Annotated in this window: 20 protein-coding genes; 11 read left to right on the top strand and 9 right to left on the bottom strand. The window is 62.6% G+C overall.

What is annotated here, in order from left to right; translation table 11 throughout:
- Positions 1-13 precede the first annotated feature (13 nt).
- The gene (locus tag C5L12_RS19650; RefSeq protein ID WP_105373748.1) at positions 14-250 is read right to left on the bottom strand and encodes a hypothetical protein; all 237 of its coding nucleotides are present in this window, start codon (positions 248-250) and stop codon (positions 14-16) included.
- A 255-nt stretch (positions 251-505) separates the two neighbouring features.
- Here C5L12_RS19650 and C5L12_RS19645 point away from each other — a divergent pair, with 255 nt between their 5' ends.
- The 7 genes from C5L12_RS19645 to C5L12_RS19615 all read left to right on the top strand — a co-directional run bounded on the left by C5L12_RS19645 (position 506) and on the right by C5L12_RS19615 (position 4,987).
- Positions 506-661, top strand: coding sequence for a DUF3563 family protein (locus tag C5L12_RS19645; protein WP_105373747.1), 156 nt, complete (start codon positions 506-508; stop codon positions 659-661).
- A gap of 219 nt (positions 662-880) precedes the next feature.
- On the top strand, positions 881-1,441 hold the full coding sequence (locus C5L12_RS19640; protein ID WP_105373746.1) for a DUF2062 domain-containing protein: 561 nt from the start codon (positions 881-883) through the stop codon (positions 1,439-1,441).
- Between the two features lie 31 nt (positions 1,442-1,472).
- Positions 1,473-1,877: a holo-ACP synthase gene (gene acpS, locus C5L12_RS19635; protein WP_105373745.1), complete on the top strand. Its 405-nt coding sequence runs from the start codon at positions 1,473-1,475 to the stop codon at positions 1,875-1,877.
- Positions 1,878-1,967: 90 nt separating this feature from the next.
- Positions 1,968-2,717 (top strand): signal peptidase I, encoded by a 750-nt coding sequence (gene lepB, locus C5L12_RS19630; protein ID WP_105373769.1) that lies wholly within the window; start codon positions 1,968-1,970, stop codon positions 2,715-2,717.
- Positions 2,717-3,430 (top strand): ribonuclease III, encoded by a 714-nt coding sequence (rnc, locus tag C5L12_RS19625; RefSeq protein WP_205839363.1) that lies wholly within the window; start codon positions 2,717-2,719, stop codon positions 3,428-3,430. The genes lepB and rnc overlap by 1 nt, the downstream gene beginning before the upstream one ends.
- Before the next feature lie 9 nt (positions 3,431-3,439).
- The gene (era, locus tag C5L12_RS19620) at positions 3,440-4,378 is read left to right on the top strand and encodes a GTPase Era (protein ID WP_105373768.1); all 939 of its coding nucleotides are present in this window, start codon (positions 3,440-3,442) and stop codon (positions 4,376-4,378) included.
- A gap of 96 nt (positions 4,379-4,474) precedes the next feature.
- Positions 4,475-4,987 (top strand): PAS domain-containing protein, encoded by a 513-nt coding sequence (locus tag C5L12_RS19615; protein ID WP_105373743.1) that lies wholly within the window; start codon positions 4,475-4,477, stop codon positions 4,985-4,987.
- 6 nt (positions 4,988-4,993) lie between these two features.
- Here the strand turns inward: C5L12_RS19615 and C5L12_RS19610 are convergent, their stop codons facing one another.
- Complete coding sequence (locus tag C5L12_RS19610; RefSeq protein WP_105373742.1) at positions 4,994-5,386, bottom strand: hypothetical protein; 393 nt, start codon at positions 5,384-5,386, stop codon at positions 4,994-4,996.
- Positions 5,387-5,573: 187 nt separating this feature from the next.
- Here C5L12_RS19610 and recO point away from each other — a divergent pair, with 187 nt between their 5' ends.
- Positions 5,574-6,326 carry a DNA repair protein RecO gene (gene recO, locus C5L12_RS19605; RefSeq protein WP_105373741.1) on the top strand — a complete coding sequence of 251 codons (753 nt, stop codon included), beginning with the start codon at positions 5,574-5,576 and terminating at the stop codon, positions 6,324-6,326.
- Positions 6,327-6,332: 6 nt separating this feature from the next.
- Here the strand turns inward: recO and C5L12_RS19600 are convergent, their stop codons facing one another.
- From C5L12_RS19600 to C5L12_RS19590, 3 genes are all read right to left on the bottom strand, one after another.
- The gene (locus C5L12_RS19600) at positions 6,333-7,574 is read right to left on the bottom strand and encodes an MFS transporter (RefSeq protein WP_105373740.1); all 1,242 of its coding nucleotides are present in this window, start codon (positions 7,572-7,574) and stop codon (positions 6,333-6,335) included.
- A gap of 96 nt (positions 7,575-7,670) precedes the next feature.
- Positions 7,671-8,570, bottom strand: coding sequence for a DMT family transporter (locus C5L12_RS19595; RefSeq protein WP_105373739.1), 900 nt, complete (start codon positions 8,568-8,570; stop codon positions 7,671-7,673).
- Between the two features lie 182 nt (positions 8,571-8,752).
- Positions 8,753-9,616 (bottom strand): DMT family transporter, encoded by an 864-nt coding sequence (locus C5L12_RS19590; RefSeq protein ID WP_105373738.1) that lies wholly within the window; start codon positions 9,614-9,616, stop codon positions 8,753-8,755.
- An 86-nt stretch (positions 9,617-9,702) separates the two neighbouring features.
- Here C5L12_RS19590 and C5L12_RS19585 point away from each other — a divergent pair, with 86 nt between their 5' ends.
- Positions 9,703-11,139 carry an aminotransferase-like domain-containing protein gene (locus C5L12_RS19585; RefSeq protein WP_205839362.1) on the top strand — a complete coding sequence of 479 codons (1,437 nt, stop codon included), beginning with the start codon at positions 9,703-9,705 and terminating at the stop codon, positions 11,137-11,139.
- Here C5L12_RS19585 and C5L12_RS19580 read toward each other — a convergent pair.
- A complete protein-coding gene (locus C5L12_RS19580; protein WP_105373736.1) occupies positions 11,136-11,738 on the bottom strand; it encodes a TetR/AcrR family transcriptional regulator in 603 nt (200 codons plus the stop codon). The two genes, C5L12_RS19585 and C5L12_RS19580, sit on opposite strands and share 4 nt — an antisense overlap.
- Positions 11,739-11,862: 124 nt before the next feature.
- On the opposite strand from C5L12_RS19580, the gene C5L12_RS19575 reads away from it, so the two are divergent.
- Positions 11,863-13,086, top strand: coding sequence for an MFS transporter (locus C5L12_RS19575; RefSeq protein WP_105373735.1), 1,224 nt, complete (start codon positions 11,863-11,865; stop codon positions 13,084-13,086).
- Positions 13,087-13,242: 156 nt separating this feature from the next.
- Positions 13,243-13,695, top strand: coding sequence for a YybH family protein (locus C5L12_RS19570; protein ID WP_105373734.1), 453 nt, complete (start codon positions 13,243-13,245; stop codon positions 13,693-13,695).
- 13 nt (positions 13,696-13,708) lie between these two features.
- On the opposite strand, the gene C5L12_RS19565 is transcribed toward C5L12_RS19570, so the two are convergent.
- From C5L12_RS19565 to C5L12_RS19555, 3 genes are read right to left on the bottom strand one after another with little or no spacing between them, the layout of a single operon-like run.
- A complete protein-coding gene (locus C5L12_RS19565) occupies positions 13,709-14,557 on the bottom strand; it encodes an MOSC domain-containing protein (RefSeq protein WP_105373733.1) in 849 nt (282 codons plus the stop codon).
- A gap of 10 nt (positions 14,558-14,567) precedes the next feature.
- Entirely contained in the window at positions 14,568-15,218 is a 651-nt protein-coding gene (locus C5L12_RS19560) for an HD domain-containing protein (RefSeq protein WP_105373732.1), read from the bottom strand.
- On the bottom strand, positions 15,215-18,010 hold the full coding sequence (locus tag C5L12_RS19555) for a DUF2339 domain-containing protein (protein WP_105373731.1): 2,796 nt from the start codon (positions 18,008-18,010) through the stop codon (positions 15,215-15,217). The genes C5L12_RS19560 and C5L12_RS19555 overlap by 4 nt, the downstream gene beginning before the upstream one ends.
- Positions 18,011-18,098: the final 88 nt, after the last annotated feature.

Raw genomic sequence — 18,098 nt, 5'->3', positions numbered from 1 at the left:
GCCAAGCCGGCAATCAGGCATAGGCTCCGGAAATCAGCAGAATGGCTCCGACAGCCATCATGGCCACGCCCGGCCAGTTTCTGCTGAGGCTCAGGAAGCCGATGCCTTGGCGCCGGGGTTCCAGGGTCGGCTTCGCGTCGGCCCCGCCGGAACGGTGCGGCTCGCTGAGCCGGCGGCGATCCAGGGCTCCGCGAAACAGATACAGCAGCCCGGCAACGAACAGGATTGATCCAAGAACGATCGTCAACACCTGAGTCCCACCTCCTTTTGGACCCCGCCCGATCAGTATAGCGCAAAGACGCTTATATTGGGAGTGGGCGCTACTTTTAGGGGAGATGTCGAATATCCAATGCACCGCCTCTTTTCTGTTGCCCATTTTTCAACCCGATCTAGCATTTCGCCATGCTCCCAGCGCAAGGCTGGCCGGCGTTCGTCGCGTTGGTAATACGTGAGCGCGCATCTTATATTGTTGCAGTGCAATATGAGAGAGAAAGAAGAAACAATCATGTTTGACTCAGTACGCAAATTCGCCCGCGCCTTCCGCGTCCCCACCACCCAGGACCGCGAAGTCGCCTATCTCAACGAAGCCCGCGACCGGATCGATCTCGAATACCGGATGCGCCAGGTCGACCGCGGCATGTTCCGCAAGTCCGGCTTCTAAGAGCCTGCCCGTCCTCCGCGCGGAACTGCCGCGCGGTTTGCAGATTGGCGCATCCGCAGACGATGCGCCCGGCGTTCAGATCGCTCCGGCAGCAATGCCCGATCACGGGCGGCCAACTTTCGCCATCATCTTCGGCTTCGGCTATGGCCGTTGATTGTTCCGAAGATTGCCGCGGCATGAAGGCTTTAGCCCCGTGCCGCCGAACGATGATAATGCCCGATGCCATTCCGCCGCCGCACCCCGCTCGGATTTCGTGACAGACTGCTCCGCGCCGTTCTGCCGCCGAGGGGTTTTCGCCGCAGCCTCGATTATTATCGCCTGAAGGTGATGCGGATCGGGGGATCGCCGCACGCGGTCGCCGCCGGCCTTGCGATCGGCGTGGTGAGCGCATGGACGCCGTTTCTCGGCCTTCACATGCTCCTTGCGATCCCGATCGCCTATCTGCTCGGTGGAAGCGTCATCGCCGCGGCGCTTGGTACGACATTCGCCAATCCGATTACCTGTCCCATCATCTGGCCGCTCACCTGGAAGATTGGGGAAGTCATGCTCGGCAACGAAGCTGCCGGCCATGACCACCTCGATCTCGGCGCGCTTTTCCACCGCCTCGACCTGTCGCAGCTCTGGCGCCCGATCCTGGAGCCGATGTTGATAGGATCGCTGCCGCCGGGGGTGCTTTCGGGGCTTTTCTTCTACGTCGTGACCTATTGGGCTGTGCGCAGCTTCCGCGACCGGCGTAGGCAACGCTTGACGGCGCGGGCCGGAACGCTCAAGTCAGTATAAAACGCGACCGAGCGCACGAAGGAAGAATTTCATGATCATCGGCATGGGCAGCGACCTGATTGACATCCGCCGCGTCGAAAAATCGATCGAGCGGTTCGGCGAGCGTTTCACCCACCGCTGTTTTACCGAAATCGAGCGGGCGAAATCCGATCGCCGTCAGAACCGGGCTGCATCCTATGCCAAGCGTTTCGCCGCCAAGGAGGCCTGCTCCAAGGCGCTCGGCACCGGCATGGCCCAGGGTGTGTTCTGGAGAGACATGGGCGTCGTCAATCTTCCGGGGGGCAAGCCGACCATGGTGCTCACCGGCGGCGCATCGGAGCGCCTCGCCGAGATGATGCCGGCGGACCATGAACCCCTCATCCACATCACCATCACCGACGAATACCCTTATGCCCAGGCCTTCGTGGTCATCGAGGCGAGGCCTCTCGCCCGCTGATCGTCCGCCCCGTTGCCCATCAGCCATTGCCGCCGCTCCGTGAAGGGGTTAGAAAGCGGCACTTTGCTGGAAAGAGAAAGAACTTTGAACGTGTCCGAAAAAGCCCAGACCAAGCCGCAGAACAGCCTTTGGGAAAATATCAAGGTCATTATCCAGGCGTTGCTGCTGGCGATGGTGATCCGCACCGTCCTCTTTCAGCCCTTCACCATTCCCTCCGGCTCGATGATGCCGACCTTGCTCGTGGGCGACTATATCTTTGTCAACAAATTCGCCTACGGCTATTCGAAATACTCGCTGCCGTTCTCGCCGAACCTGTTTTCGGGCCGCATTTTCGAGTTCAGCGAGCCTGAGCGCGGCGATGTTATCGTCTTCCGCCTCCCCAGCCATCCGGATGTGGATTACATCAAGCGTCTGATCGGCTTGCCGGGCGACAAGGTGCAGGTCACCGACGGCGTGCTTCTGATCAACGGCAAGCCGGTGCCTAAACAGGGTGACGGTACCTTCACCTCCGACTACAGCCTCGATCCGGGCACCGATGTGCCGGTCTTCCGCGAAACCCTCGACACCGGCGTCACCTACGACACGCTTGATCATTCGCCGGTCTCGCGCGGCGATAATACCCAGGAATTCACGGTTCCCGAAGGGCACTACTTCTTCATGGGCGACAACCGTGACAATTCCCTCGACAGCCGCTTCGACGTCGGCATGGTGCCCGCCGAAAATCTCGTCGGCCGCGCCAGCATCATCTTCTTCTCGCTCGGTAACGACACCTCGTTCCGGGAAGTCTGGAAATGGCCGACGAACATGCGCTGGGATCGCCTCTTTAAGGTCGTCCACTGATGAAGGCCAAGGCGCTTTCGGCGGAGGATCGCGGCCAGCTTGAAAAACTGATTGGCCACGAATTCGCCGACAAGCAATGGCTGGACCGGGCGTTCACCCATGCGAGCACCGGTTCGGCCAAGGGTGCGAATTACGAGCGGCTGGAGTTTCTGGGCGATCGGGTGCTTGGCCTCTGCGTCGCCGACCTCCTGTTCAAGACCTTCCGGTCGGCGACCGAAGGCGAGCTTTCGGTGCGGCTCAACCAGCTTGTCAGCGCCGAAAGCTGCGCGCATGTTGCCGATGAACTGGAACTGCACCGTTTCATCCGCACCGGCGCCGATGTGAAGAAGCTCACCGGCAAGCGAATGATGAATGTTCGCGCCGATGTGGTGGAAAGCCTGATTGCCGCGCTCTATCTTGATGGGGGGCTGGAAGCCGCGCGCGGCTTCATCCTCCGGTATTGGGAAAGCCGCGCCGCCCGCGCCGACGGTGCGCGGCGCGACGCCAAGACCGAGTTGCAGGAATGGGCGCATGCCAAATTCGGCCTGACGCCTTCCTATCGCATCGACGACCGGTCCGGCCCGGACCACGATCCGCGCTTCACCGTCACGGTGGAGGTGCCGGGAGTATCGCCGGAAACGGGCGTCGACCGCTCAAAACGCGCTGCCGAACAGGTCGCTGCGACCAGGATGCTCGAACGTGAAGGCGTGTGGCAGAAGCCCGCCGGAGAATGATTGGACAAGATGACTGAAAGCTACAACATCCCCGCTGACGAAGAAGAAGTCGGCGCGACCCATTCAGGCTTCGTAGCGCTGATCGGCCCGACCAATGCCGGCAAATCGACGCTGCTGAACCGGCTCGTCGGCGCCAAGGTTTCGATCGTCAGCCACAAGGTGCAGACGACGCGCGCCATCGTGCGCGGCATCGCCATCCACAACAACGCCCAGATCGTTTTCATGGATACGCCCGGCATCTTCAAGCCGCGCCGCCGGCTCGACCGCGCCATGGTGACGTCCGCATGGGGCGGGGCGAAGGATGCCGACCTGATCCTCCTGCTGATCGACAGCGAGCGCGGCATCCGCGGTGATGCCGAGGCGATTCTCGAGGGCCTGAAGGAGGTCCATCAGCCGAAGATCCTGGTCTTGAACAAGATCGACCGGGTCCGCCACGAGGATCTCCTGAAGCTCGCCGCTTCAGCCAATGAGGCGGTCGTCTTCGAACGCACCTTCATGGTATCGGCCACCACCGGCTCCGGCTGCGAGGACCTGATGGATTATCTCGCCGAAACGCTGCCGGAAGGTCCCTGGTATTATCCGGAAGACCAGATCTCTGATCTGCCGATGCGCCAGCTCGCCGCCGAAATCACCCGCGAAAAGCTGTTCCTGCGCCTGCATCAGGAGCTTCCCTATGCGTCCCACGTCGAGACCGAGAAATGGGAGGAGCGAAAGGACGGTTCGGTCCGTATCGAACAGGTCATCTATGTGGAGCGCGACAGCCAGAAGAAGATCGCTCTCGGCAAGAACGGCGAGGCCATCAAGGCGATCTCCACCGCCTCCCGCAAGGAGATTTCGGAGATCCTCGAGCAGCCCGTCCACCTGTTCCTGTTCGTCAAGGTCAGGGAAAACTGGGGCGACGATCCGGAGCGTTTCCGCGAGATGGGGCTGGATTTCCCCAAAAATTGAGCGGATTTTCCGCCGCATTCCTGGAACGATTATAAAAAGTAATTGCTAAAGCCCGGACCGCGCGTCACCCTGTCGTAAACAACGAGAGGTCCGTGAATGGCTGACATTGGATTCTTCAACGGCAATGCCGAGATGGACGCTACCTGTCCCATCGGTTTTTATAGTTGGAGCGTCCCGGAGAACAGAGTATACGGCGATGAAATCATCGCTGATATATTCGGTGTTCCCTACAGCGACCTCGTGGAAGGCGCGCCGATCGAGCTGGTCATCCGGTATATCGACGAGGGTGACAAGCAGCGGGTCGCCAAGGCGATCCACGATGCAATCATCACCGGCCTGCCTTACCAGGCGAAATATGGCCTCACTCACCCCGACGGTCGCAAGATCTCGGTGGCGGCGAACGGCCGCTGCCTGCGGGATGTGGAGGGTGTTCCGTCGATCTACAGCGGCACGGTCACCGTCCAGTCGTCCCTCGATCCAACGGTGGGTGACCCGTTGGAAAGCCATTGCCGGGCCGCCCTTGGCATCGCCACGAGACGCCGCCATACGCTCGCAGCGCGCTATCTCTCATCTGCGCTCAATGTGATCGGCGGCAAAAAAGAGTTCTGAGGGCGCTCACTTCTTCTGCTGCCGATCCATCAGCACTTTGACCTCCTGGTAACGTCGGCGGTTCTCCTGCTCCTGCTCGTTCGGGCCATAACATGTGTCTGAAATGCAAAAGCGCAGGAGATTGAACGGCGGCTGCGGCTTGTCGAATTCACACTCGATCTCGTTGTTGAAATCGGTCGGCTTGGCATCTTCCCGTGTGGAATAGGTAAGCCTTGCGCCCGGTGGATCGAGTTCCGGGTAGGATTGCACGATGCCGGTCTTGACGTTCGGCACCAGCAGGAAATTCTTGGCGACCATCACGCAAGCCTGTTCCAGCTGCGGCGATTGGGCGGCGGCGGGGGAGGCAAGGAGAGCGGCAGCCGGCAGGGCGGCCAGTGCGACAAGAAGAACGTTTTTCATAAGGGCTCCCGGGCTTTGTGATCTGAAGTGGAAATTTCGCACAGGAATCCAAATGGAGCCCGATTTGTTCCAGGCAAGACGGGACAGGCTACAACTTCCCGGAAGAGCGTAAATTCCAGAAACCGATTCAGTCTGAAGCACTTATCGGGTAGAACTGAATCACATTGGAAGGATGTTAAAGCAGCACATGCAGTGGCAGGACGAAGGCATCATCATTGGCGTCAAGCGCCACGGCGAGACGAGCGTCATCGCCGAATTGATGACGCGCGAGCGCGGGCGGCATATGGGGCTCGTCCGTTCCGGCCGCTCGCGCGCCATGCAGCCGGTCCTGCAGCCGGGAAACCGGGTAGAGGCCGTCTGGCGGGCGCGTCTCGATGAACATCTCGGCGAATTCAAGCTGGAGCCGGTGCGGCTGAGGGCCGCGAAACTGATGGAGACGGCGACCGCCGTTTATGGCGTGCAGGCCATGGGTGCGTTGCTCCGGCTCTTGCCCGAGCGCGATCCGCACCCTCATCTCTTCGAGGCGCTGGACGTCATTCTCGACGCGCTGGACGACCCGGCCGATGCCGGCGAACTCTTCGTGCGCTTCGAACTGGCAGTCCTCAACGATCTCGGCTTCGGCCTCGACCTCACCGAATGCGCCGCGACCGGGATTACCGAGGATCTCGTCTATGTCTCGCCCAAAACCGGCCGTGCCGTCTCCCGCGCAGCAGGCGCTCCCTATGCCGACCGCATGTTGGCTCTGCCCGGCTTTCTGGGCGAGGGCGCAGCGAAAGCAGCCGACCGGGAAAGCATGGCGGCGGCCTTCCGCCTCACCGCCTTTTTCCTGCACCGACATGTTTACGAGCCCCGAGGCCTGACGGAAAACGCCGCCCGCGATGGTTTTGTGCAGGCGGCGTTGAAAGCCTTGTCTCAGGCAGCGGAACGGCAGGCCGGCTGAGCTGTGTTATTCAGCCGGCTGGGCAGCCGGCATCTCTCGGTCGACCGCCTTTTCCTGGATCGGCCAGTGGACGACCGCAGCGAAGATGCCGAGCCCGACGCCCAGCCACCAGACTGGATCATAGGAGCCGAAGCGGTCGTAGAGATAACCGCCCATCCACACGCCGAGGAACGAGCCCACCTGGTGCGACAGGAAAACGATGCCGCCGAGAAGCCCGAGATGGCGTGTGCCGAACATGATGGCGACGAGCCCGTTGGTGGGCGGCACGGTGGAAAGCCACAGCAGTCCCATGACGATTGCAAAGACGATGACGGTCGTCGGCGTCTGCGGCAGAAGCAGGAACGCGGTCACTGCGATCGAGCGGCCGATATAGATGTAAGCGAGGAAATAGGGCTTCGAATAACGCTGGCCGATGAAGCCGGCGCCGAGCGAGCCGATGATGTTGAAAAAGCCGATCAGCGCCATGGCGATCACCGCATAACGCGCGTCGATGCCGATGTCCCCGAGATAGGCCGGGAAATGCGCGGTGATGAAGGCAACCTGGAAGCCGCAGACGAAGAAGCCGGCCGTGAGCAGCAGGTAGCTCTGATGGCCGAAGGCTTCCTTCAGGGCCGCGCTCACCGACTGCTGAAATTGGCTGTGGGACTGGCTTCCCGAGTTTGCGTTGCCGCGCAACGGGAAGGCAAGCAGCGGCACGATCAGCATCATGACCGACATATAGACCAGGCTGTCGGACCAGCCGAAATTGCTGATCAGCGCCTGGCTTAGCGGCGCAAACAGGAACATGCCGGCCGACCCGGCTGCGGTGCCAATGCCGAACGCCATCGATCGCTGCTCGGGCGTCACGTTGCGGGCAAAGGCCGACAGAATGACGCTGAAGGAACCGGCACCGATCGCCATGCCGACCAGCACGCCGCCGCCGATATGCAGCCAGATCGGCGCGCTCGCATTGGCCATGAGAATGAGGCCGGCGGCATAGAGCACGCCCGACATGGCAAGGACACGCCCCGTGCCGTATTTGTCGGCAAGCGCCCCAAAAAAGGGCTGGCTGAGGCCCCAGAAGAGGTTCTGGATCGCCATCGCCAGACCAAAGGTGGAGCGGTCCCAGCCGGTATCCTGCAGCATCGGCAGTTGGAAGAAGCCCATGGCCGAGCGCGGCCCGAAGGTCAGCATCGCGATCAGCGCGCCGGCGGTGATAATCAGCCAGGGCATCGGCGAGCGCACGGCTTGGGTCGCGGATTGGTTCATGGGGTCCTCCTGCAATGAGAGGTAAAACATACCCCTGCCGGCGGCATTCGAAAAACAACTTTTGCTAAATCGATCCATCACCGCATTTGATGAGGGTCACGGTGTTCCGGGCGGATCGATTGCTGCGGGTGCCGCACGCGCAAGCCGGGCTTCCCGCCATATGGTGAAGATGCCGGCGGCAATCACGATCGTGCAGCCGGTGATCATGTTGACCGTCATCACCTCGCCGAAAAGGAACACGCCCATCAGGCAGACGATTACGGTCTGGATATAGGACATCGGCTGTACGACGACGGCATCGAGCAGGTCATAGGCGCGGATCAGAAGATAATGCCCGCTCATGCCGGTGATGCAGAGGGCGATCATCCAGAACCAGTCGGCAAGCGTGATTTGCGTCCAGTAGAACGGGCCTACGAACGTAATCGCCAGCGCACCGGCCACGCCGGTGTAGAAAAAGGCAGTGTCTGGCGTGTCCGTGCGGCTCGCGAGCCGTGTCATGATCGAATAGACCGCAAACATCAGCGTGCCGACGATCGGGATGATGATCTTGGTGTCGAATGTCGCCTGCAGCGGGTTGATGATCAACAGGATGCCGATGAAGCCGATGCCGATCGCCGCCCAGCGCCGCCAGCCGACCCGTTCTCCGAGAAATGGCACCGAAAGGCAGGCGACGACCAGCGGCGTCGCCGCGAAAATCGTATGGGTAGGCGCAAGCCCGACCCGCGCAAAGGAGAAGATCGACACCACGATCTGCGTGACGAGCAGCACGCCGCGGGCGATCTGCAGCCAGGGCCGGTTGGCGGTGACGACGCCCTTCAATCCCACGGGCGAGCGGCCCGCGAGGAACAGCGCGAAGCCTGCAAAGGCCCAATAGCGGATCATTGTCACGAAAATCGGCGGGTAGGCGGTGCCGAGATGTTTCGAAATGCCGTCCTGCATGGAAAAGATGGTCACGGCCGAAAGAGCGCAGAGAAGGCCGATGGACCGAGGTGTCATGCGGGAGGTCTACTTCTGGTGGGGCGTCCAGACGGCGCAACGGCCGAGCAGGGCGGAAAACGGAATAGCTAGTCCGTTTTCGCCGTTCGCCAAGATGTCAGGCAACCTGCTTTTGCGAATACCTGCCATGCGCTGGGCGGGATGGAAGCCAGGCTAGCCAGCCAAGGCCGCAGCTGTCGTGCCTATCGGGCGAACTTGCGCGCACCGGCGACGCAGAGGATCACGGCGAGCGTCACAGCGAACATCATCCAGCTGACGGATTCGTGCAGAAGGGTCGCCGCGAGCGCCAGCCCGAGGAACGGCTGCAGGAGCTGCAACTGACCGACCGAGGCGATGCCGCCGAGCGCGAGGCCGCGATACCAGAAAACGAAGCCGATCAGCATGCTGAACAGCGAAACATAGGCAAGGCCCGCCAATGCGGGCGCTTCGATGCCGGAAAAGGTGTCAGGCATGGTGGCGACCGCTGCAACGATCATCGGCGGCAGCGACAGGACGAGCGCCCAGGAAATCACCTGCCACCCGCCGAGCCTGCGGGAAAGTCTCGCCCCTTCGGCATAACCGAGGCCGCAGGCAATGATGGCGGCAAGCATCAATGCGTCGCCGACGGGCGACGCCGTCAGCCCCTGCGCCAGCGCGAACCCGGCCACCAGCCCGCTTCCGAGAATCGAAAACAGCCAGAAGGCGGGCTTAGGTCTCTCGCCGCCCCGGATGACACCGAAGATGGCCGTTGCGAGCGGCAGCAGGCCGACGAAGACGATCGAATGCGCCGAGGTCACGTGCTGCAGCGCAAGAGCCGTCAGCAGCGGAAACCCGACCACGACGCCGAGGGCAACGACCGCCAGGGGTACCACGTCGCTCCGTACAGGCCGCTTCTCCCGAAACAGCATGAGCAGCCCGACCGCCAATATTCCGGCGATTGCGGCCCGCGCGACCGTCAGGAAGACCGGATCGAACTGCATCACTGCAACGCGGGTGGCGGGCAGCGAGCCGCTGAAGATGACCACACCGATAAACCCGTTGATCCATCCGGCTGCTGTACGGTCCATGAAGCACTCCATCATTTTCGCAGTCCTTATCGATGAAGGCGAATGGCTTCACCAGCCACAGTCTGATACGGTTTGGAAAAACTGTTATGGTAAAGGATCCAGTACGGATGAACGGCGAGGCAGCGGATGGCACCCGGGTGTCGATGGTCATGACGACGATCAGGCAGCGCATCGCCGGCCGCAGCCTGACGCCGGGCGCCAAGCTGCCCTCAGTTCGCGGGCTGGCGGGCACACTCAGGGTTTCCACCTCGACGGTGGTCGACGCTTATGAACGCCTCGTCGCCGAAGGGGCGATCCTGTCGAGGCCGGGGTCGGGCTTCTATGTCGCAAATCAGGCTGCGCCATTCTCGCTCTCGGAGGTTGGTCCCAGGCTCGACCGCGCCGTCGATCCGTTCTGGGTCTCCCGGCAATCCCTTGACGCAGGCGAGGGTGGGTTGAAGCCGGGCTGCGGCTGGTTGCCGCCTTCCTGGCTTCCGGAGGAAAGCATCCGCCGGGCCTTGCGAGCACTGTCCCGCAGCGAAGGTCCCTCGCTGGCCGACTACGGCTCGCCGCTGGGCTTGCCGCCGCTTCGCCAGTTGATCTCGCGTCGCATGGCCGAACGGGGGATCGAAGCGTCTCCTGATCAAATCATGCTGACCGAATCGGGAACCCAGGCGATCGATCTCCTGTGCCGTTTTCTTATCGAGCCCGGCGATACCGTGCTGGTCGACGATCCCTGCTATTTCAACTTTCATGCCTTGCTGCGGGCCCACCGCGCGAAGATCGTCGGCGTCCATTACACGGCCTCCGGCCCCGATCTCCAGGTGTTCGCCGAAATCTGCGCCGAGCATCGGCCGCGTCTCTACATCACCAATTCCGCCGTTCACAATCCGACCGGCGCCGTGCTTTCGCCGGTGGCGGCCCATCGCGTCCTGAAGCTTGCGGATCAGTTCGATCTTACCGTCATCGAGGACGACATCTTTGCCGATTTCGAGCATGCCGCGGCGCCGCGCCTGGCCGCCTTCGACGGGCTTGACCGGGTCATTCATATCGGCAGTTTTTCGAAAACCCTGTCCGCCTCGGCGCGCTGCGGTTTTGTTGCCGCAAAGCCTGAATGGATCGAGGGCCTGACGGACCTCAAGATCGCCACCACCTTCGGCGGCGGGAGGCTGACGGCGGAACTGGTCCTCAACGTATTGAGCGACGGCAATTATCGCAAACATGTCGAAGCTTTGCGGACGCGTCTGTCTCGGGCGATGGTGGAGGTTTCGGCAAAATTGAAGGGGCTCGGCATCACGCCCTGGATCGAGCCGCAGGCCGGCATGTTTCTCTGGTGTCGGCTGCCGGACGATCTGGATGCCGCACGCGTTGCGCGCGCAGCCTTGGAAAGGAACGTGGTCCTGGCGCCCGGAAACGCTTTCAGCCTGTTGCAGGCAGCGACCGGCTTCATGCGCTTCAACGTTTCGCAGATGCTCGACCCGCGCGTCTTCGACGTGCTGGGCCATGCCCTTATGCAAGCCCAAGCTCCAGACGGCCGTACCTAAGCCGGAACCGTTTCCTTCAGCAGGCCGGATACCATCACGAGAAACGCCTCCGTGGCCTTCCTCGAGGCGGCCTCGGGATCCTCCGCTCCGGCAATCCAGAGTGCGGCGCTGAGCGTGGCGCCATTGACGAGCCGTGCGGTCGCCTCCGCATCCACGTGCCGGATCGTGCCTTCGTCGATGAGTTTCTGGACGCTTGCCGTCATGGAGCGGAGACAGGCGTTCTGGTTCGGCCAGTTCGAGGGGTCGCCCAGCACCGCCGGCCCGTCGAGCAGCATGATGCGGCGGATCTCCGGCTCCAGCGCCATCTCGATATAGGCAATGTTTTCATCGACGAACCCCTGCCAGGCGGTCTTTGCTCTGCTGGAAATCGCGCAGAGCCGGTCGGACATTTCCGCGTCGATTTCGGCGATGACCGCCTGCAGCAGGCCCTTCTTGTCGCCGAAATGGTGGTAGAGTGCGCCGCGTGTCAGGCCCGCTTGGCCTGTGAAATCGTCCATCGACGCTTCCGCATAACCTTGCGTGGCAAAGGCGTGGCGCGCTGCGGCGATCAGCTTGGCCCGGGTTTCGGCGATCATTTCCTTGCGCGGCTTGTGGGCCATCGGAACTCCAGAAATTATTCGCATACGCCACGTATGTTAATTGACATGCGTGACGTATGTGTCTATCTAACTCTCATACGCGGCGTATGTAAAGGTCATCCCACGATAACTCAAGGAGTCCGTCATGCCCAATCCCTATGGTGAAATATTCCGGAGGCCGGGGACGAAAGCTTTCTCCGCCGCCGGTTTCATCGCCCGCCTGCCGCTGCCGATGACGACGATCGGCGCCGTCGCGATGCTGTCGCAGACCCATGGTGAATATTGGATCGCGGGGGCGGTGTCGGCGACGTTCGCGCTCGCCAATGCTTTCATCTCTCCCCAGGTCTCCCGCTGGATAGATGCGAAAGGTCAGTCCGCCGTGCTCGTGCCGACGACGGCCATCACCTTTCTGGCACTTGTCGGCCTTGCCGCTGCGGCCTGGCAGCGCTGGCCGAACTGGACGTTATTCGCCTTCGCTCTGTTGGCCGGCATGATGCCGAGCATGATGGCGATCGTGAGAGCCCGCTGGACGGAGATCTACCGCGACCAGCCAGAGCTCCATACCGCCTTCGCGTTTGAATCCGTGCTCGACGAGGTGGTCTATATCTTCGGCCCTGTCGTTGGTATCGGCCTCAGTGTTTCCCTCTTCCCGGAAGCCGGCGTTCTAGCGTCCGCCGCCTTTCTCGCCATCGGCACGGCGCTCTTTGTGGCGCAGAAATCGACGGAACCGAAGGTCGACCCGCACCGCGAAACCGGCAGCGGCTCGGTCATGCGGCTCCTCTCCATGTGGTTCGTGGTCACGGTCTTTGCCGGCATGGGCACGATCTTCGGTACGGCAGAGGTCGCGGTCGTCGCCTTCGCGGAAGCCATGGGCAATAAGGGTGCCGCAAGTTATATCCTCTCGGCCTATGCCGCCGGTTCGTTTGTCGTCGGCCTCATCATCGGCGCCGTCAAGTTCAAGACGCCGCTCGCCCGCCGCCTGATCTTCGCGAGCCTGATCGCTGCCGTCACCACGCTCCCCATGCCTTTTGTCGGCAATCTATGGGCGCTGACGCTGGTGATCTTCCTGGCCGGTGCGGCGATCTCTCCGACCTTCATCACCGGCATGAGCCTCATCGAGCGCATCGTGCCTTCGTCACAGCTCACCGAAGGCATCACCTATGCCATGACCGGCGTCGGCATCGGCTTTGCGATTGGCTCCTCGCTCGCCGGCTGGACCATCGATGCCTATGGTGCCTCGAACGGCTTCTGGGTAGCAGTCGCCGGCGGCCTCACCGCACTCGCCACCATGCTCCTCGGTTACGGTCGCCTCAGCAACCCCGCGCGCCAGATGGTCCCGCCATCTGCCGCATTGAACCCGGCGGAATAGGCGGCCCCCGGGACGCCGGCTATACAATTGCGATACATCCTCTGAACAGGCCCGGATTGGCCGGTTGGTGCCAGAGTCTGCCCGTGGTAGATTTGCCGCGGGCGGACTTTTGCTAAAGCCGGGAGGCCGAATGGCCCCCATCTGCAGGAGAGTGTCATGTCGACAGCTGCAAGCCCAACCGTTGAAGAAGAAGAAATTCGCCGGCGCGTGGACGGTCTGGCGCGAGCGTTGCGCGCCAAGGACATTGGTGCCCTGATGGCGTATTACGCGGCAGATACCGTCGTCTTCGACATCCGGCCACCGGCGCAGATCCAGAGCGCAGATGCCTATCGAAAGAACTTCGAGGCCTGGTTCGCTTCGGTTGAAGGATCGATCGATTACGACATCCACGACTTTCGCATCACAGCGAATGGCGATGTGGGCTTCTGCCACAGCCTGAGCCACGTCAGGAGCACGCGGACAGGCGGAGACAAGGCGGATTATTGGGTCCGCGTGACATCCGGTTTCCGCAAGATAGCGGGCCAATGGCTGATCGCCCACGAGCATATCTCGATGCCGATTGATCTTGCGACCATGCAGGCACAACCGAACGTTCAGTCACAACGGTAGCAGACCGGCGGTGTCACGCCCGCCGCTTGATCGCCCACCCATCCCGCTCCGCCGTCACTGTCGCCGCGTCGCCGAGCTTGATGCGGCCGGTCCTCCGTGGCACCGCGTTCCAGCCGAAGAGCGGACCCGGCACCCGCCGGTCGGCCGACATGCGGATGCGGCCCATGGCGGCCATCGGGCTCGGCACCTCGCGGGAGCCGGTCTTCTGGTCCTGCGTGGTCATGATGCAGCGGGCACAGGGTTTGACGAAATCGAAGCGGATGCCGGAAATCTCGATGCCTTGCCAATTGTCTTCCTCGAAGGCCTCGTCATGGTCGAGCACGATATTCGGTCGGAAACGCTCCATGCCGACCGCGCCTTCGCCATGTTTTTCCATGTCGGCATTGAGTGCCGCGAGCGAGCCGGTCGTGGTGACGAGCACCTGATAACCGTCCGCGAAAGTGACGGGCGTATCAGGCCCCGCCCATTCGGCGCTTGCAATACGCTTCGCGTGATCGTCGAAGAAGACCAGCCGGATGTCGCGGCCGAGCCAGCCCGAAAGCGTCTCGTTGACCCCGTCGTCCGCCAGTGCCGCGCTGACGATCGATTTCCACACGGCCACGTTCATGCGACGACCGGCCGGGGGGTGGCTGACACCGATCTCGCCCTTGCCGTCGATCGCTAGGCGGAAGCCGCCGTCTTGCGGCGTCACCTGAAGCTGCGCCAGCGCCTGCAGTTCGCGCTGCGTGATGAAATGGCCGGAAGGATCAGTCACCATCATCCGCCGGTCGCCGGGAATGCCTTCCTCCGCGATCTCGGCTTCGGTGAGTGCAATGCCGCGGCCGCTTTTCAGCGGATAGTAATTGAGTTGGCTGACGCGCATGATGATATCCTCAGATTTCGTCGACGAAGAGGTCGAGTACCGTTTTCAGCCTCTCATGCCGTTCCTTCGCGAGCACCCGGCCGGTCGCGGTCTGGAACCCATCCGCCAGCTTGAACAGCTTTATTCCGAAATGGTCGATGGCAAAGGCCTTGTCGTCCAGGGGCCGCTCCTTGCCGAGCGGATCGGCGGGATCATAAAGGCCGGATCCCATGCGGCCGGCGATATAGAAGCAGCGCGCTGCACCCACCATGCCGATCGCATCCAGCCGGTCGGCATCCTGCAATATCTTCGCCTCCAGCGTCTCCGGCGTAATGTTTGCCGAAAAGCTGTGGGTGGTGATGGCATGCGCGACGGCGGCGATATCCTCTTCCACCCAACCAAGGCCGGCAAGAATGCCGGCGGCTTTTTCCGCCGCCAGCCGCGAAGCCTGCGATCTCAAGGGCGAGTTCTTCTCGACCGCCACGCAATCGTGGAGCAGCACGGCGGCCGCGAGCACCCGCCCGTCGCCGCCTTCTTTCTCGTGGATGCGCAGCGCGTTGCGGAAGACGCGCAGGATGTGGGCAATATCGTGGCTGCCGTCGTCGCCTTCGGTCGCATGCGGGATCAGGGTTTGGGCAAGCTTCTCGTAGGGCGAGAAGGCCGCGGCAAGCGAAACGGTCACGATGCGGGTTCCTGCGAATCGGTCAGCTCGGGTTCACCGTTCTTTTTCACCAGAATGCGCTGGTAGAAAAGCCCGATGCCGATCAGCACAGCGCCGAGCCCGATGAACGAGACGGCCCGCAAGATGCCTTCAAGATTCGACATGTCGATCAGGAACACTTTCACGACCGCGACCAGCACGAGGCCGGCGGAAGCAAGCCGCAGGCTCTTGGCGTCGAGCCTCGATCCCACCGCCAGCAGCGCCACGCCGATCAGCAGCCAGACCACCGAATAGGTATAGGTCTCTCCCTGCAGAAAACCCTTCCAGTCGGCGATGTTCTCTCCCTGCCAGAATCGGCGCACCGAAAGCGTCGCCCAGAGGAAGCCGAGCACCGCGCCGGCGAGCGCCAGCATGACGACATAGGGCTGCGGTCGCCGCCCGCGCGCATACCAGGCGACCAGGCCATAGGCGAGCGCCGGCAGCAGGTAACCGATCAGCAGCAGGTTAAAGAAGGGCCAGGCACCGGTGCTTTCGCCGCTGAAAAAGGGGTTCAGCGCGAAGAGATGCAGCGACAGCACGTTGAGCGTCGCGATCACCCCGGCAATCATGGAACCCCAGCGGAAGACCGGGCTCGGCGATCTGAGATCGAGGGTCAGAAGCACGCCGGAGAAACCAACGGTGACGAGCGTGTAGATCGACTGTTCGCCAAGCGTCGGCACCCGGTCGTCCAGCACGCCGCCGTTCATCGCATGACGTACGAGAACGGCGACCGTCATCAGGCCCGCGAGCGAGGCAAGCGCCTGCATGACGTTGCGGATGCGGAAATCCGCGGAACCTCTCAGCAGCCAGGCAGTCGCGATCGCAAGCAGCGTCGGAATGCCGTAGCCGGGAAGGAGCGCATTGAGGAAGGGCGTCTTGCCGAGGCTGTTGACGCCGATCAGCGTCGGTTCCCAGGCAATGCGGCCGAAGACGATCAGCGTGGCGGCGGCCATCATCCAGGGCAGTGCCGGCCAAGAGCGGAACCGCATCGCCAGCACATAGGCGAAGCCGAGGACCGAAAGCAGGATCGTGGTGACGATGCCGTTGGTCACCGCATGCAGCGCAAGCGCAAAACCTGCGAAGGAACCCGCGACGAGAAGATTTGCAGGCCAGTCGATAGGTAGATCGGTGCGCTCCTCGGTCGTCTTTTCGCTCCTGCGGAACAGCCAGTCCGCGCCGGCAAGCAGCACGAGGCCGAGCGCCAGCCCGTAGACCCCATGCGTCCAGTCGCGTCCGAGATTGCCGAAGTTGAGGAAGCTGATTGTCGCAAGCGTTACCGGCACGGCCGGCATCAGGACGCTCCAGAGGATCGAGAATTCCGGTTCGGCACTACGCAAACGCCTGAGAAAGGCAAAACCGAGAAAGGTGAAGATGGCGCCGAGACCGAGGCTGATGATGATCTCATGCGTGTAGGTCAAAACCGCCACCGGCTGGCCTTCAGTCGGCGGCGGCGGAATGTAATCGAGCAAAAGGAGCGCGGTCAGTGTTATGGCCAATACCGCACCCGCGGCGGAGATCAGGGCCGGCCAGACCGCATAGGCGCGGCTCGCGCCGAGTGCCGCCAGCGCCGCGATCACCGCGGCAGAGGCAAACAGGGGGTCGATGCCGGTCGGAAAATCCGCAAGTAGCACGGCAAGCGCCGGCAGGACGGCCATGATCGAGACGGACAGCGTGATCTGCAGGGGCGGGCGCCCAAGAAGCCCGCTCCAGCCGGACTTCGCTGGCCGGTCCAGCCCATAGCGCGGCCCGGGCCAGAAGAAGCCCGTGCCGGCGATCATTACGATCAGCGCCAATGCCGGCGGCATAGCGTCGAATACGTCGGACCCCACCGCATAGGCGATGGCCCAGAGCCCGATGCCGATATTGGCAAGCGTCGGCACGATCGTCCAGCGCCGGAAGCGCGAGGCGGCATTGACCGCAAACCAGGTCAGGCCGAGGAAGAGGAACAGTGCATTGGCGCTCGGTTCCTCGCTTGCCACCAGTGCCGGCGTGATCAGCGAGGCGAGCAGTCCGAGTCCGGCGAGCGCCTGTCCGTGCAGCAGCGACAGCGCGATCGTCGTGAAGGAGACGAGTGCCAGTAGGATGAAGGCGCTGGTCGGCCCGATGAACTCATAGACGGCATAGGCTGCGAAGATTGCACCGAGCAGCGTCACCGCGCCGGCAGCCGTCAGCGCCCCGGGGATCATCGCATTGCTGAACCGCTCGGAAGCTTGCGGCAGGGCGCGTCGGCGCACAACCTCGCCCGCCGCCATCAGGAAAAGGCCGAACAGGCAGGCGAGGGTGAGCCGCGCAGCAGGGCCGAGCAGGCCGGCCTCGATCGAGTAGCGCACCAGGAAAATGCCGCCGAAGGCGAGCGCCACGCCGCCCACCCAGACCGGCCAGCGGGCGCCGAGATAACTCTCGAGATTTTCTTTGGTTTTCGGCTTGGCGGTGGGTTGAGGGGCGGGGCCGGGTGTAAGCTCTTCCTGTCCGGTGCCGGGCTCGCTTTCTTCGGTGCTTACGGATGCCGCCGCCAGCTCTTCGGCGGTTGCTGCATCCTCGGCAGTTTCGCGCGCCGCGAGTTCGGCAGCCGATGCCGGCTCCTCAGCGACCGTCTCGGTTGCGGCTTCGGCCGAAGCCGCAGTCGCGGCCTCCCGGAGCGGAAGCGCCTGCCGCGCCAGGAGATCGGCCTTGACCGCCTCCAGCTCCTTTTCGAGCCCGGCGATGCGGTTGGATGTTCGCCGATGCAGGCCAAACACCAGGATGACGAGAAACAGCAGCAGGATTTCGGTCATCGGCGGGGCTCACGGACGGAGGAATTGTTCCAGGCTTTATACAATTGCCGGGTGAGGAAAGGGAAGAGCCGCCGTTTTCGTCAAATCG

The sequence above is a fragment of the Neorhizobium huautlense genome (genome assembly GCF_002968575.1).
Lineage (GTDB): Bacteria > Pseudomonadota > Alphaproteobacteria > Rhizobiales > Rhizobiaceae > Neorhizobium > Neorhizobium huautlense.
This window is presented reverse-complemented; position numbering and strand designations above follow the sequence as displayed.

Bases quoted from the DNA above. Each gene is read 5' to 3' on its own strand.
- C5L12_RS19645 (WP_105373747.1), top strand. From the start codon at position 506: ATGTTTGACTCAGTACGCAAATTCGCCCGCGCCTTCCGCGTCCCCACC.
- C5L12_RS19640 (WP_105373746.1), top strand. From the start codon at position 881: ATGCCATTCCGCCGCCGCACCCCGCTCGGATTTCGTGACAGACTGCTC.
- acpS (WP_105373745.1), top strand. From the start codon at position 1,473: ATGATCATCGGCATGGGCAGCGACCTGATTGACATCCGCCGCGTCGAA.
- rnc (WP_205839363.1), top strand. From the start codon at position 2,717: ATGAAGGCCAAGGCGCTTTCGGCGGAGGATCGCGGCCAGCTTGAAAAA.
- era (WP_105373768.1), top strand. From the start codon at position 3,440: ATGACTGAAAGCTACAACATCCCCGCTGACGAAGAAGAAGTCGGCGCG.
- C5L12_RS19615 (WP_105373743.1), top strand. From the start codon at position 4,475: ATGGCTGACATTGGATTCTTCAACGGCAATGCCGAGATGGACGCTACC.
- C5L12_RS19610 (WP_105373742.1), bottom strand. From the start codon at position 5,386: ATGAAAAACGTTCTTCTTGTCGCACTGGCCGCCCTGCCGGCTGCCGCT.
- recO (WP_105373741.1), top strand. From the start codon at position 5,574: ATGCAGTGGCAGGACGAAGGCATCATCATTGGCGTCAAGCGCCACGGC.
- C5L12_RS19600 (WP_105373740.1), bottom strand. From the start codon at position 7,574: ATGAACCAATCCGCGACCCAAGCCGTGCGCTCGCCGATGCCCTGGCTG.
- C5L12_RS19595 (WP_105373739.1), bottom strand. From the start codon at position 8,570: ATGACACCTCGGTCCATCGGCCTTCTCTGCGCTCTTTCGGCCGTGACC.
- C5L12_RS19590 (WP_105373738.1), bottom strand. From the start codon at position 9,616: ATGGACCGTACAGCAGCCGGATGGATCAACGGGTTTATCGGTGTGGTC.
- C5L12_RS19585 (WP_205839362.1), top strand. From the start codon at position 9,703: ATGGTAAAGGATCCAGTACGGATGAACGGCGAGGCAGCGGATGGCACC.
- C5L12_RS19580 (WP_105373736.1), bottom strand. From the start codon at position 11,738: ATGGCCCACAAGCCGCGCAAGGAAATGATCGCCGAAACCCGGGCCAAG.
- C5L12_RS19575 (WP_105373735.1), top strand. From the start codon at position 11,863: ATGCCCAATCCCTATGGTGAAATATTCCGGAGGCCGGGGACGAAAGCT.
- C5L12_RS19570 (WP_105373734.1), top strand. From the start codon at position 13,243: ATGTCGACAGCTGCAAGCCCAACCGTTGAAGAAGAAGAAATTCGCCGG.
- C5L12_RS19565 (WP_105373733.1), bottom strand. From the start codon at position 14,557: ATGCGCGTCAGCCAACTCAATTACTATCCGCTGAAAAGCGGCCGCGGC.
- C5L12_RS19555 (WP_105373731.1), bottom strand. From the start codon at position 18,010: ATGACCGAAATCCTGCTGCTGTTTCTCGTCATCCTGGTGTTTGGCCTG.